This is a genomic window from Acinetobacter sp. SwsAc6 (assembly GCF_013391565.1).
Lineage (GTDB): Bacteria > Pseudomonadota > Gammaproteobacteria > Pseudomonadales > Moraxellaceae > Acinetobacter > Acinetobacter cumulans.
The window spans coordinates 30,694-44,060 of record NZ_JACAXE010000003.1; the positions used below are offsets into that span (position 1 = coordinate 30,694).

The following is a 13,367-nucleotide window of genomic DNA, read 5'->3' on the forward strand; positions in this document are numbered from 1 at the left end:
CAGGATATAGGTATGAACCGTCGTGATTTTTTAGTTCAGTCGTCTAAAACACTTTTGGGGGCGACTGCTTTAGCGAGCTTGCCACTGAGTATTCAAAAAGCCTTGGCCATAGATGCCAAAGTTGAAACGGGCACCCTACAAGATATTAAGCATGTGATTATTTTGACGCAGGAAAATCGCTCCTTTGATAACTATTTTGGCATGCTCAAAGGTGTGCGTGGATTTGGTGATCGCTTTGCGATTCCTTTAAGCGAAGGGCGAAAAGTTTGGGCACAGTACGATAAAAATAAAACAGTCTATTTCCCTTATCATTTAGACAGCAGGCTAGGCAATGCGCAGCGGGTGAGTGGCACGCCACATTCATGGAAAGATGGCCAAGCGGCTTGGGACTGTGGCCGTATGGGCAATTGGGTGGAGCATAAAAAGCCACAATCGATGGGCTATTTTAAAAAAGCAGAAGTTGAATTTCAGTATGCATTGGCAGATGCGTTTACACTTTGCGATGCTTATCACTGTGCGATGCATGCCGGGACCAACCCCAATCGTCAGTTTATTTGGACAGGAAGCAATGGACCAACAGGGGCTGGAGTCGCCAGCGTAGTCAATGAGTTTGATGAAATTGGTAGCTCGGCAGTTGGCTATGATTGGATGACCTATCCAGAGCGTTTACAGCAAGCAGGGGTGAGCTGGAAAATTTATCAAAATATGCCCGATAATTTTACCGATAATCCCTTGGCAGGCTTTAAGCAATACCGTGCAGCCAATGAACGTTCAGGGCAACCTGTGAGCCATGCATTAGCGGTTTGCCCTGCTTATGATGAAGCCATTGATGCAAAAGAGCCTTTATATAAAGGCATTGCCAATACGATGCCCAATGATGGTGGCTTATTGGGGCAATTTAAGCAGGATTTGTTGCAAAATAAATTACCGCAAGTGAGCTGGATTGTTGCACCCGCCACCTATAGTGAGCATCCTGGTCCATCGAGTCCAGTGCAAGGTGCTTGGTATATTCAGGAGCTTCTGAATGCACTGACCGATCATCCAGAGCTTTGGAGCCAAACTGCACTTTTGGTCAATTTTGATGAAAATGATGGCTTCTTCGATCATGTGCCATCACCTTCAGCACCTTCGCGTGAGATTAATGCACAAGGCGATATTTTAAAAGTACACGGTAAAACGACTTTATCGGATCAAGCACTTTCCTATGAATATTTTAATCATCCTGCTGTGGCAGGTTCGGTCAGCCAACCACGCCCTGAGTTTGTAAATGGGCAAAATAGCAATTTTTGGCATGGGGTGTATGGTCCAGGCGTTCGTGTACCCATGTATGTGATTTCACCTTGGAGTCGTGGCGGATGGGTCAATTCACAAGTATTTGATCATACTTCGATTATTCAATTTTTAGAGCAACGCTTTGGTGTACACGAGCCGAATATTAGCCCTTATCGACGTGCCGTCTGTGGCGATTTAAGTTCAGCTTTTGATTTTAAAACGCCAAATACGCAAGTATTGCCCACTTTAGACGGCAGTCGAACCAAGGCACAGGCCGATATGATTCGTAGCAATCAAGAAAAACTCAGCCAAGTTCAGGTGCCAAGCCAGCAAGCAAAACCGATGCAGGACACGGGGGTACGCCCATCGCGTGCTTTGCCTTATATTCTGCATTGCAGTGCCAAGTTAAATGAGGCGAGCAATCAAGTGAAGTTACTGTTTTCTAATACGGGCACACAGGCGGGTGTTTTCCATGTGTATAACCAGTTAGATTTAAATGCAGTACCACGTCGTTATATGGTTGAAGCGGGTAAGCAATTGGATGATGACTGGATACTACAAGATGGAAAATATGATCTGTGGGTGCTCGGCCCTAATGGTTTTCATCGTAGTTTTAAGGGCGATATTCGAGATAAAAACCAACAGGCAGTTTTGCCTGAAATTCGGGTGTGCATGGAAGAATGTGCAGCGCGCATATTTTTGAAAGTCCGCCAAGATGGCACACAAAGTGCAGAGCTCACGGTAAAAGCCAATGCGTATTTAGATGGTAAAACATGGACTATAAAAACCACTTCAGGCAGTGAAACTGAATTGGTGCTAGACATGAGTAGCGTGCATGGTTGGTATGACTTTAGTGTCAGCCTGGGTGCCTCATCAAGTTTTGAACGTCGTTTTGCAGGACGTGTTGAAACAGGTGAACATGGCTATTCAGACCCATTTATGGGTGCTGTTTAAGTACAAGATTTCCCATAAAAAAGCGCAGTCGATGCTGCGCTTTTTTATACTGTTTTGCCTAGGCATTAAAACGCATAGATAAATCCACAGCGGTGACATCCTTAGTGAGAACGCCCATAGAGATATAATCGACACCTGTGGTTGCAACTTCACGTAAATTCGCAATAGTAATATTACCTGATGCTTCTAATTTGCAACGTCCTGCCACATGCTTCACAGCATCAATCATTTGTTGTTGGCTAAAGTTATCCAGCATCACAATGTCTGCTTTGGCTTCGAGGGCTTGGTTGAGCTCATCCCAAGTTTCAACTTCAACTTCTACAGCTTTGCCTGGTGCAATGCTATGTGCTTTGGCAATGGCTTGTGCAATACCACCCGCCGCCATAATGTGGTTTTCTTTAATTAAAAAGGCATCGAATAACCCTAAACGATGGTTTTGACCGCCACCCACTGCTACGGCATATTTTTGTGCAATACGTAAGCCGGGTAAGGTTTTACGCGTATCCAAAAGTTTGGTGTGTAAGCCTTCAAGTTGTTGCACATACTGCGCGGTTTTGGTGGCAACAGCAGACAAGGTCTGTACAAAGTTTAAGGCAGGGCGTTCTACGGTTAACAAGCTCCGTGCAGAACCGGCTAATTTTAAAAAGGCTTCATTGGCTTCGACACGATCACCGTCATTTTTGAGCCATGTGATTTGTACATTCGGATCATAAGCTTGAATAAGTGCATTGACCCAAGGCTGGCCTGCAAGAATCATGCTTTCACGGCTAATGATGGTTGCGGTTGCTTGTTCTTCCTCAGGGGTGAGTAGCGCGGTAATGTCACCTTCGCCAATATCTTCATGCAGCGCCTGCTGAATATTGATTTGAATAGTTTGTTCAAGCAAGGTTTGAGATATGCTCATAGAAGTTCCGTCTCTTTTTACCCGAGGAAATTTTGCGCGTTATATTAGCATTGTTCATTAAAAAATGAGCGATATTTCCGAAGGGGGATCATCACCTTGAATTGAGATTTTAGATTGAAAGTTTTAGCATGGCTTCAGGTAGTGTGTTGCATACTGCATGACATCAGATGAATTAGGATTGATTTATGCCAAGAGAGGCAAATTTTCGGGTCTGTGAGGGCCAATTGTTGGGGGCACGCCAAGTGCCATCACCTAATTATAATCAGCGCCCTGAACAGACCGAGATTCAGTTGCTCGTGGTCCATAACATTAGCTTGCCTCCGTCGCAATTTGGCGGTGGCTATATCGAGCAGTTTTTTCAAAATCAATTGGATTGGTCAGTACATCCGTATTTTCAAACTATTGAAGGGATGCAGGTTTCGGCGCATCTTTTGATTTTACGCAGTGGTGAAGTACTGCAATTTGTCAATTTTAATGATCGGGCATGGCATGCAGGTCGTTCGAGTTATTTGGGCAAAAAAGAATGTAACGATTATTCCATAGGTATTGAGCTTGAAGGCAGTGATGATTTGGCATTTACAGCTGATCAGTATCAAGCACTGACCGAAGTCACCGCGTGTTTACAAGAGGCTTATCCTAAGCTTCAACAGCACTTGGCAGGACATTCCGATATTGCACCAGGACGTAAAACCGATCCAGGGCCGTTTTTTGATTGGGCATTGTTTCGAAAACAATTACATCATTTTAAAAACAAATAAATAACCAAACTAGCGCTAATTTAACCAATGAAATGTTGGCCTAAGTTTCATTACAATAGCGCCAATTTAAAAATTAGGTGAAGACGATGGCACTTTGGCGGTCAACCGTTATAGTCAGCGCAATGACCATGTTGTCACGGGTATTGGGTTTAGTCCGAGATATTGTGCTACTCAATGTATTTGGTGCAGGGAAGGACTTTGACACCTTTGTGGTGGCATTTCGTATTCCGAACTTTTTTCGGCGTTTATTTGCCGAAGGGGCATTTTCCCAAGCCTTTATTCCTGTACTGACCGAATATAAAACCAGTCGTACGCATGCCGAAGTACAAATTCTGATTAGTCGGGTATTTGGCTGTTTGGCAACCTTTATGAGTGCGCTGACGTTTGTCGCAATGATTGCCGCACCTGCAATTTTATATATTTATGCACCAGGCTTTCATAATGATCCTGAAAAGTTTGCCTTGGCTACGGAGATGTTTCGCTTAACGATTCCGTATTTACTGTTTATGTCCTTAACGGCTTTTGCCAGCAGTATTTTAAACAGTTATGGCTCATTTTTTTCACCCGCATTTTCGCCTGTATTGCTTAACTTAGCGATGATTGCTGGGGCATGGTGGCTTACGCCGTATATGGCAGAGCCGATTATGGCCTTGGGTTGGGCGGTATTTATTGCAGGTATTTTACAGTTAGTGATTCAGATTCCAGAGCTGTGGAAGAAAAAATTACTCATTCCACCTAAAGTTGATTTTAAACACGAAGGTGTAGATCGCATCATGAAATTGATGTTACCTGCACTCTTTGGTGTATCGGTCACACAAATTAACCTCTTGCTCAATACCATTTGGGCATCGTTCATGCAAGATGGCTCAGTATCATGGTTATATAGTGCAGAACGTATGACCGAGTTACCTTTGGGCTTAATTGGGGTGGCGATTGGTACAGTCATTTTACCGTCGTTGTCAGCACGTCATGCTGAGCAAGATCAGGCCAAATTCCGTGGCATGATTGATTGGGCGGCCAAAGTGATTATTTTGGTGGGTATTCCTGCCAGTATTGCTTTGTTCATGTTGTCTACGCCAATTATTCAAGCCTTATTCCAACGTGGCGCATTTAGTTTAGAAGACACGCAAATGACCGCTTTGGCACTGCAATGTATGAGTGCTGGGGTAATTTCATTTATGCTGATTAAGGTTTTTGCACCAGGTTTTTATGCACAACAAGACACCAAAACACCTGTACGTGTTGGCTTGATGGCGGTTGCAGCCAATGCGATTTTAAACGTGGTATTTATTGGTTTCTTTAAACTGATTGACTGGCATGCAGAGCACATGGCTTTGGCTTTAGCATCTTCTGGTTCGGCATTGGTCAATGCAGGGATGTTGTATTTCTATCTGCATAAACGCAATATTTTCCGTTTTGGTGCGCATTGGAAAAAGCTTGCAGTGCAATTTGCAGTGGCCAATATCGTGATGATTGGTGCCCTATGGTATGCCTTAACCTGGTACAACGGCGAAGTATCACAATGGATACGTGTTGCAGAAGTCATTGGTCTATGCGTTGTTGGGGTTGTTGCTTACCTGATTGCTTTAATCGCGATGGGTTTTAGACCGCGTCATTTAAAACCCTAATGCAGTATAGGTGTGGATATAACCTAGATATTGGATCTAAAAAAACAGCACATGAGGTGCTGTTTTTTTTGTGCCATAGACATGACATTTGAGAATTTAACGTAGCTTTTAGACTTTGCCTCGAGAGAGAAAGCCTACGATGGCTAGAATCACTGCGATCACCAATAAAATCACAGCAAAGTCTTTAGAAAGACCAGCAACACCACCAAATCCTAATAAACTGGCAATGAGTGCAATCACAGCAAATATAATCGCCCAACGGAACATTGTTATTCTCCAAGTGTTTTTCTTTTCATATTCAGTATAGTGTGATGCAGTTCAAGCTAATGTTGATCTTTCGTTGGTAATATGTTGATTAAGTTTTAATCTATTTGTGCGGGTGTATGACGCAATGGGATCCGCAAAGTTTGTGGATGTACTGGTATACTGATTCAGCTTTTTTAGACTGATATGACACGATGATGACGGAAACCTTACGCCCTCAATTTTGGAAGAACTACACGCTTGCAGAGTTAAATTCTGCTGAGTGGGAAGCCTTATGTGATGGTTGTGGTTTATGTTGTCTGATCAAGCTCGAAGATGATGAAACTCAGGAAGTGGCTTATACCAACGTTGCTTGCCAGTTATTGGACTGTAAAACTGGTCAATGCTCGGATTATGCCCATCGAAAAGACTCAGTGCCTGATTGTATTCAACTCACGCCAGCACAAGTTGATACCATTCGCTGGTTGCCTTCAAGCTGCGCATATAAGCGAGTGCAAGAGGGTAAAAAACTGCCTTCATGGCATTATTTAATTTCGGGTAGTCGCCAAACGGTGATGACCGTAAAGAAAACAGCCGCGGGTCGTTGCATTAGTGAATTAGATGTCGACCCAGAAGAGATTGAAGAATACATCGTGCGCTGGGTGCGTTAAGCTTCTGGCCACGCGCTGATAAAATCATGTTCTGAGCATACCTGAATGCCTTCTTGCTGGAGTAAGGTCGCAGTGAGACCCATACCCGTGATGAGTTGCCCAGTAAACTGTCCATCATAAATCCAATGTCGCCCGCAGGATGGGCTTTTCTCTTTAAGAATCGCTACGCTAACATGGTGTTTCTGAGCCAATCTGAGTGTCTGATAAGCACCGTTTAAAAATGCTTGTGTGACATCTAAACCAGTATTGTCGAGAATGTGCGCACGCGATTGGAGCACATCGAGTGCTGTACCACCATGAATTTCTGCGGGTGCACGCGGACATGCCAAACCACCTAACATTTCAGGGCAGGCTATGATAGCTTGGCCTGAGTCTACAAGTTGCTGCAGTATAGGTATAGGTATAGCTTTTTGCATCGTAGCGAACAGTCTGCCCAACGAGGCAAGCACTAATCAAATACATTGCTGAATGGAGCTCATGATGCTGTAAAAATAAAGCATGACTAAAATCAAAGCACAAACAAGAAGGATATTAGCGTACCTCTAACAGTGCGCTAATATGTTCAAAGCTCATTGGGCGATAAAAATAAAAGCCTTGGCCTTTTTGGCATTCACAGTCTTTGAGCACATTGAGTTGCTCTGTATTTTCAATTCCTTCAACCAAAATATCCATAGAAATACTCGAGCCTAGCTGTGTAATGGCTTTGACAATTGCAAGTGCCGAGGAGTCTTTGGTCATACGTTCTACAAAGTTACGATCAATTTTAATACAGTCAATTGGGTAGTCGCTGAGGCGTGTCAGTGATGAATGTCCTGTACCAAAATCGTCTAAAGAAATACTTAAGCCTTCTTTTTTCAGCAGATGCAAAGCACGAATCACATAATGAGAACCTCGTTCAGACAAACTTTGCTCGGTAATTTCAACTTCTACTTTATCATGCGGAATTTTGTACTTTTGTAGGCGCTGAAGCATTTTCTCTGCATAGTCGTCTCGTAAAAATTCGACGGGTGCTGCATTAATTGAAATCGGTAAGAGTTCTAAGCCTTGATCCTGCCATTCATTCATATCTTGGAAGATTTTATTTTGCATGGTTTCGCTAATGCGCGAAGCCAAGTCATAATCTTGGAAAGCAGCATAAATATGTGAAGGCAGTTGTAGTACACCGTGTTGATCTTTCCAACGGAGTAGGGCCTCAAAGCCAATCACACGACTATCTTGGAGCTGAACTTTGGGTTGGTAGAAAGGCTCAATTTGATCATTTTTAATGATACTACGTGCCAAAGTGAGCTGGCGTGTAGTGGCTTCAAGTGCTTTAAACATGTCTAGATTAAACATGCGTATGCCACCGCGTCCGCTAATTTTTAAATCATTCAGCGCAATATCGGCACATTTCATTAAGTTTGATGAACTCTGCGCATCACGGGGATAGATCGAACAACCGATACTCATACCACCATTAATAAATTGCCCTGTGTAGCTAATGGGCATATCCAGTTGTAACCAAGCTTGGTGAGCCACATCCATCAGCTGTTGCTCATCGACAAGCTCGGGTACCAAGATTGCAAACTCATCACCACCAAGGCGTGAAACAATAATATCTTCAGAAAAACAGCTTTTAAAACGTTGGCCAAGGGTGTGTAATAAATGATCGCCTGCAACATGACCGAGCGTATCGTTAACGTGCTTAAAATAGTCGAGGTCAATCAGCATTAGGCCAATTTGATGATCATAATTGAGCGCATATTGCAGGTGCTTTTTAAAAATTCGAGTAAAGGCACGACGGTTAAATAAGCCAGTCAGCTCATCATGTTCTATGATTTGTTGTAAGCGACTTTCGGCTGCTTTTTGTTGGGTCACATCACGTGACACACATAAAATACTTTCAGTTACCCCATTTTCGTCCACAATGGGCGTCAAAATATTGTCCCAAAACTGGTGCGTTTGTCCGTCAAGGGTACTCTTGCTTGCAAATCGGGTATTTTTGCCTTGGCAGGCTTGAGCTAAGGCTGCTGAACCTGCTTTGCGAATGTCTTCAGGTAATAAATTTAACCAAGGCATCCCAAATTTTTTTTCAGTAACCGATACGCCTAAAGCCAAACATCCTGAACGATTCATGTGTGTTAAGTTGCCATCGGGTGCCAAAATTTTAATGCAATCGATACTGGCATTGAGCATTTTATTTTGTGCTGATACTTGATGGCTGAGCGCTTGTTGTTTTTCATAACTGTCATGAATGTCGATAAAACTGACTGAACATTCAAATAATGAGTTGGGTGCTTGTGGAAATTCGATGTGAACGGCACACATGCGATAGCCAAGTTGATGATGTTTAAGGCGACATTCTTTTTTAAAATTTTGTTTGGTTTGTTGTGCTTTTTGCCATAGAACAATGAAATGTTCGAAGTCTTCTGGATGAATATAGTTTAACCATTTTTCTGGTAGATGTTGGTTCAGGTCGACATCGATAAACTGGCAAAGTTTACTGTTGCTAAAAGCAGGACCTTGAGCAGTTTGTAGCCAAAGTGGCAACGGTATATTATTGGCAAATTGTTGTAACATGACATCATCGGCAACACTGCGCTGTGCTTTATTTAAAGTTGTTCTAAGCTCAGTATCATACTGAGCGTGTGGCACGGCTGGTTTGTTCTTCGATGATGATTTCATGGGGTCACCAATGTGGCTATGGCGGCAGAAGCAATCCTTGTTTCTGTACGTGTTATCCTTCCAAGCATAGCTTGAAGCATTGCTTTCAGGAAGTGTTTTACAAACAACTAATCATATTTATTTTAAACTTTCCACAAAATTCAGACCATCCAACAATTAGCCGATGAATACCCAAAAAACTTCTATAAACGGCACAGAATATTCCTGCTTAAATTAAAAAAGCTAGTGTTAGAATAGAGCCCGATGTATTTTTAAGCAGCCGTGAATTTAGACAATGTCAGACAGCAATATTCCGCTTCCAGAACGAATTAGACCCCGCGACCTTTCTGAGATTACTGGGCAGGATCACCTGCTGGGAGAGGAAGCGCCATTGCGTCAGATGATTGATCAAGGGCATTTACCCTCTATTATATTTTGGGGGCCACCTGGTGTTGGTAAAACCACAATTGCCTTGCTATTGGCTCAAGCTGTTGATCGGCCTTTTGTGAGTTTATCGGCTTTAAATACGGGTGTTAAAGAGCTACGTGAAGTGATTGCAGACAGCGGTGATTTACTCACGCCTGTGGTGTTTATTGATGAGATTCATCGTTTTAATAAGTCTCAGCAAGATGCATTATTAAATGCAGTTGAAAAAGGCAAAATCACTTTAATTGGTGCGACCACGGAGAATCCATCTTTTGAAGTGAATAGCGCACTACTATCCCGCTGTCAGGTCTATACCTTAAATGCTTTAGATGAAGCTTCTATACAAAAATTATTAAAGCATGCAATTGAGCAAGATCAATTTTTAAAAGACCGTTATATTCAAATAGAAGAATATGAAGCTTTGATCCAATTTGCTGCTGGAGATGCTCGAAAGGCACTCAATTTGTTGGATTTAGTGGCCAGCACGTTTGAAGCAGATTTAGAAAATATTATTACGAATGCAGTCGTAGTGAAAGTTGCACAGCAAAATATTGCCCGTTATGACAAATCTGGTGAGCAACATTATGACTTAGTGTCTGCCATGATTAAATCGATTCGTGGCAGTGACCCAGATGCAGCTTTGTACTGGCTGGCACGTATGCTCAAAGGCGGTGAAGATCCTGTATTTTTAGCACGCCGTATGCTGATTGCAGCATCCGAAGATATTGGTAATTCGAATCCGAATGCCTTATTGCTGGCGGGTGAATGCTTCCGTTCGGTACAAGCGATTGGCATGCCTGAAGCACGCATTATATTGGGCCAATGCGTTGTATATTTAGCCACCAGTGCAAAAAGCAACAGTACCTATTTAGCGATTAACAAAGCCATGGATTTGGCCGAGAAAACTGCGAATTTGCCTGTGCCTTTACATTTACGTAATGCACCTACCAAATTGATGAAAGAACAAGGCTACGGTGCCCACTATTTATACCCACACAATTATCCAGAGCATTTTGTTCGTCAAGATTACCTTCCACCTGAATTAAAAGGCACGAAGTTGTATGAGTCGGCACGTAATAAGCGTGAGGTTGAGGGGGAGCGTTTGCAACAACGCCGTTGGCAGGAACAACAACAGCAACAATAAAGTACAAAGCGAGCATGTCTGGACAAAAAAAAGCCCAGTATCTTGGGGGAGAACTGGGCCGAAAAAGAAAGCTTTTGTGTCAGACATCTATGCAGACAATAACAAATTTGGTCGACAGCACAGATATGATTGGTTTGAGATCACTCTGGCTGTCTAATCTGTTTTGTATGATAAGAGGCTTTGCCTTGTTTGTAAAAACGGGCATTTTTATAAGTTTGATTTGTTTTTTAGATTAAGTTAAAAGTATTTGAATTTATTATTAAAAATATAACTAAAAATTTTACGACTGGTAAAATATTATTTATGACTCTGTTATTTCTCTTCAAGAAACTGTCTGCGCCATAGTGAAGCACTCAGGCGATAAAAACAAAAAACCGAGCAAGGCTCGGTTTTTTGTGTGAAGTTTCAGAATCAATTAGATGTCTGAAAGGTCGATGCCAATACGTGCAGCAACTTCTTCGTATGCTTCAACAACACCGCCTAGGCCTTGACGGAAACGGTCTTTGTCGAGTTTTTTCTTGGTGTCTTTGTCCCATAGACGGCAACCATCTGGAGAGAATTCATCACCCAGTACGATACGGTCATGGAAAACACCAAATTCAAGTTTGAAATCAACAAGAAGCATGTTACCTGTAGCAAAAAGTTCTTTCAGTACGTCATTTACTTTGTATGTAAGGTCTTTCATTTGAGCCAATTGCTCAGCAGTCGCCCAACCCAAAGAAATAGCTTGCGATTCATTTACCATTGGATCGCCAAGTGCATCGTCTTTAAAGAAAAGTTCGAATGTTGGTGGAACCAATTCTTTACCTTCTTCAACACCTAAACGACGGCATAAAGAACCAGCTGCATAGTTACGTACTACACATTCCACAGGAATCATGTGTAATTTTTTTACTAAAACTTCAGTTGGAGAAAGAAGTTTCTCAAAGTGAGTTTCAATACCAGCGGCTGCCAATTTTTCCATGATAAAGGCGTTAAAACGGTTGTTCACCTTACCTTTACGATCTAGTTGTTCGATTTTCTCGCCATTGAATGCAGAGGCATCGTCACGGAAGACTAGGATGAGGTGATCTGCACTGTCTGTTTCATAAACAGATTTCGCTTTACCAGTATAGAGCAAGGTTTGTTTTAACATGGAGGGAACCTTTTTCAAAAAAAATGCCTAGAAATGTCTAGGCTGGCCAATTTTGGTAAATCTGAGCTAACAATTCTGCAGCGACTTCTTTATCTGCAAAAGTGTTATCGGCATTGAATACAGCTAGGTTATTGCTAGTACCCACAGAAGAAAGTCTTAACACATACGTTTTTTGGTCGACTTTAACAGTTACTTCATAACGGTTTTTGCTTTGACCAACGATGGTGTGATTGAGGCTACTGAGGGTAGCAAGTGTGTACTGCCAAATTGTAGCAGAATTTCCATCAATTTTGAGTAAAGGATTTTGATTTCCATCACTTAAAAGCTGAGGATGTCCTAGCATAGCTGTGCTATTTGAGTCGTCTGCAGAGGATTGTTCCTGAGCTGCATCTGGGCGTGGTAAAGCAAAACGGTTGCCACGTTTGTTTTCAAGTTTTGGTGCATGCTCAATTGCAAGCGCGTCAACCGTTGGAGCAGGGTACAATGGCGCCACAGGTCGCACCATTGAACCTTCAGGATATTTTAACGGTTCTAAAGTTGTGGTTTCTTTATAATCTAAGGTGCCATTTTTAAAGGCCAAAGAACTACAACCTGCTAAACTGAATACTGAAAGTGCAAGGGTGAGACCTAAACGTAATTGCATAATTTTACTGCTCTTTATTTGATTACGCCCGCTTGATTAAGTGCTTCGTGTAGCGGTGCGCGGTATTGTTCTGCAAGCGGTGTCAACGGCAGGCGGATACCTGTGCTGATTAAGCCCATATCATGAAGTGCCCATTTCACAGGAATTGGGTTAGATTCACAAAATAAAATATTGTGTAGATTTGCAACCGTTGCATTAATTTCAGTAGCTTTAGCATGATCACCGGCAAGTGCTGCTGCACATACGTTGCTCATTGCTTTTGGTGCAACATTGGCAGTAACAGAGATATTGCCTTTTGCGCCATGTTCCATCAGTTGATATGCCGTAGCATCGTCACCTGAATAAACAGTCATGCTTTTGCCTTCAAGGCCTTTGATTAATTCAATACCACGTGGCACATCACCTGTTGCATCTTTAATGCCCACAATTTGTGGAATGTCAGCTAAACGAATAACCGTGTCATTGAGCATATCGACACCAGTACGACCTGGTACGTTATACAAAATCATGGGTAAATCAGCAGCTTCAGCAATGGCTTTGTAGTGTTGGAACAGGCCTTCTTGAGTTGGCTTATTATAATAAGGCGTTACGAGTAGCGCTGCGTCTGCACCAAGTTCTTTTGCTTCTTTGGTCAGTTCAATCGCTTCGTGGGTTGAGTTTGCACCCGTACCAGCAATAATTGGAATACGTTTGTTGGCAACACGAATGATTTCTTTGATCACTTGTGTGTGTTCTGCCATGCTTAAAGTCGATGCTTCGCCTGTCGTACCTACAGCAACAATACTGTTTGTGCCTTCTTGGATATGCCACTCAACGAGCTTTTCGAGTCCCTTCCAATCTACGCTGCCATCTTCGAACATTGGGGTGACGATTGCGACAATTGAGCCTTGGATCGGCTGTGCTTGCTGAGTCATTTTTAAAACAATCCTATTTTTCTATCCAAACG

General features: G+C 42.5%; 11 protein-coding genes and 1 pseudogene. 5 read left to right on the forward strand and 7 right to left on the reverse strand.

Annotated features, from left to right (window positions below):
* The first annotated feature begins 12 nt into the window (after nucleotides 1-12).
* On the forward strand, nucleotides 13-2,226 hold the full coding sequence (locus HYG93_RS02780) for a phosphocholine-specific phospholipase C (protein WP_178961811.1): 2,214 nt from the start codon (nucleotides 13-15) through the stop codon (nucleotides 2,224-2,226).
* A gap of 58 nt (nucleotides 2,227-2,284) precedes the next feature.
* Here the strand turns inward: HYG93_RS02780 and nadC are convergent, their stop codons facing one another.
* Complete coding sequence (gene nadC, locus HYG93_RS02785) at nucleotides 2,285-3,130, reverse strand: carboxylating nicotinate-nucleotide diphosphorylase (RefSeq protein ID WP_106984137.1); 846 nt, start codon at nucleotides 3,128-3,130, stop codon at nucleotides 2,285-2,287.
* A 185-nt stretch (nucleotides 3,131-3,315) separates the two neighbouring features.
* Between nadC and ampD the strand changes: the two genes are divergently transcribed.
* Together ampD and murJ are read left to right on the forward strand one after the other, a co-directional pair.
* Entirely contained in the window at nucleotides 3,316-3,888 is a 573-nt protein-coding gene (gene ampD / locus HYG93_RS02790) for a 1,6-anhydro-N-acetylmuramyl-L-alanine amidase AmpD (RefSeq protein WP_106984138.1), read from the forward strand.
* A 77-nt stretch (nucleotides 3,889-3,965) separates the two neighbouring features.
* The gene (murJ, locus tag HYG93_RS02795; protein ID WP_171356294.1) at nucleotides 3,966-5,516 is read left to right on the forward strand and encodes a murein biosynthesis integral membrane protein MurJ; all 1,551 of its coding nucleotides are present in this window, start codon (nucleotides 3,966-3,968) and stop codon (nucleotides 5,514-5,516) included.
* A 108-nt stretch (nucleotides 5,517-5,624) separates the two neighbouring features.
* Here the strand turns inward: murJ and HYG93_RS02800 are convergent, their stop codons facing one another.
* Nucleotides 5,625-5,783 carry a DUF1328 domain-containing protein gene (locus HYG93_RS02800; protein WP_005006601.1) on the reverse strand — a complete coding sequence of 53 codons (159 nt, stop codon included), beginning with the start codon at nucleotides 5,781-5,783 and terminating at the stop codon, nucleotides 5,625-5,627.
* Between the two features lie 194 nt (nucleotides 5,784-5,977).
* Here HYG93_RS02800 and HYG93_RS02805 point away from each other — a divergent pair, with 194 nt between their 5' ends.
* Nucleotides 5,978-6,430 (forward strand): YcgN family cysteine cluster protein, encoded by a 453-nt coding sequence (locus HYG93_RS02805; RefSeq protein ID WP_120367340.1) that lies wholly within the window; start codon nucleotides 5,978-5,980, stop codon nucleotides 6,428-6,430.
* On the opposite strand, the pseudogene HYG93_RS02810 reads toward HYG93_RS02805, so the two are convergent.
* Nucleotides 6,427-6,892 (reverse strand): annotated as a pseudogene (locus tag HYG93_RS02810) (DUF523 domain-containing protein). The gene HYG93_RS02805 and the pseudogene HYG93_RS02810 overlap by 4 nt on opposite strands.
* Nucleotides 6,893-6,961: 69 nt before the next feature.
* Nucleotides 6,962-9,094 (reverse strand): EAL domain-containing protein, encoded by a 2,133-nt coding sequence (locus HYG93_RS02815; RefSeq protein ID WP_106984140.1) that lies wholly within the window; start codon nucleotides 9,092-9,094, stop codon nucleotides 6,962-6,964.
* A gap of 274 nt (nucleotides 9,095-9,368) precedes the next feature.
* On the opposite strand from HYG93_RS02815, the gene HYG93_RS02820 reads away from it, so the two are divergent.
* Entirely contained in the window at nucleotides 9,369-10,643 is a 1,275-nt protein-coding gene (locus HYG93_RS02820) for a replication-associated recombination protein A (protein ID WP_106984141.1), read from the forward strand.
* Nucleotides 10,644-11,058: 415 nt separating this feature from the next.
* Here HYG93_RS02820 and purC read toward each other — a convergent pair whose 3' ends face one another.
* The 3 genes from purC to dapA are packed head-to-tail and all read right to left on the reverse strand — an operon-like array spanning nucleotide 11,059 to nucleotide 13,335.
* On the reverse strand, nucleotides 11,059-11,778 hold the full coding sequence (purC, locus tag HYG93_RS02825) for a phosphoribosylaminoimidazolesuccinocarboxamide synthase (protein ID WP_106984142.1): 720 nt from the start codon (nucleotides 11,776-11,778) through the stop codon (nucleotides 11,059-11,061).
* 37 nt (nucleotides 11,779-11,815) lie between these two features.
* The gene (locus tag HYG93_RS02830) at nucleotides 11,816-12,421 is read right to left on the reverse strand and encodes a lipoprotein-34 precursor (NlpB) (protein WP_106984143.1); all 606 of its coding nucleotides are present in this window, start codon (nucleotides 12,419-12,421) and stop codon (nucleotides 11,816-11,818) included.
* A gap of 14 nt (nucleotides 12,422-12,435) precedes the next feature.
* Nucleotides 12,436-13,335 (reverse strand): 4-hydroxy-tetrahydrodipicolinate synthase, encoded by a 900-nt coding sequence (gene dapA, locus HYG93_RS02835; RefSeq protein ID WP_106984144.1) that lies wholly within the window; start codon nucleotides 13,333-13,335, stop codon nucleotides 12,436-12,438.
* Nucleotides 13,336-13,367 lie beyond the last annotated feature (32 nt).

Excerpts from the sequence above, each read along its gene's own strand:
- HYG93_RS02780 (WP_178961811.1), top strand. The coding sequence starts at position 13 with ATGAACCGTCGTGATTTTTTAGTTCAGTCGTCTAAAACACTTTTGGGG.
- nadC (WP_106984137.1), bottom strand. The coding sequence starts at position 3,130 with ATGAGCATATCTCAAACCTTGCTTGAACAAACTATTCAAATCAATATT.
- ampD (WP_106984138.1), top strand. The coding sequence starts at position 3,316 with ATGCCAAGAGAGGCAAATTTTCGGGTCTGTGAGGGCCAATTGTTGGGG.
- HYG93_RS02800 (WP_005006601.1), bottom strand. The coding sequence starts at position 5,783 with ATGTTCCGTTGGGCGATTATATTTGCTGTGATTGCACTCATTGCCAGT.
- HYG93_RS02805 (WP_120367340.1), top strand. The coding sequence starts at position 5,978 with ATGACGGAAACCTTACGCCCTCAATTTTGGAAGAACTACACGCTTGCA.
- HYG93_RS02815 (WP_106984140.1), bottom strand. The coding sequence starts at position 9,094 with ATGAAATCATCATCGAAGAACAAACCAGCCGTGCCACACGCTCAGTAT.
- HYG93_RS02820 (WP_106984141.1), top strand. The coding sequence starts at position 9,369 with ATGTCAGACAGCAATATTCCGCTTCCAGAACGAATTAGACCCCGCGAC.
- purC (WP_106984142.1), bottom strand. The coding sequence starts at position 11,778 with ATGTTAAAACAAACCTTGCTCTATACTGGTAAAGCGAAATCTGTTTAT.
- HYG93_RS02830 (WP_106984143.1), bottom strand. The coding sequence starts at position 12,421 with ATGCAATTACGTTTAGGTCTCACCCTTGCACTTTCAGTATTCAGTTTA.
- dapA (WP_106984144.1), bottom strand. The coding sequence starts at position 13,335 with ATGACTCAGCAAGCACAGCCGATCCAAGGCTCAATTGTCGCAATCGTC.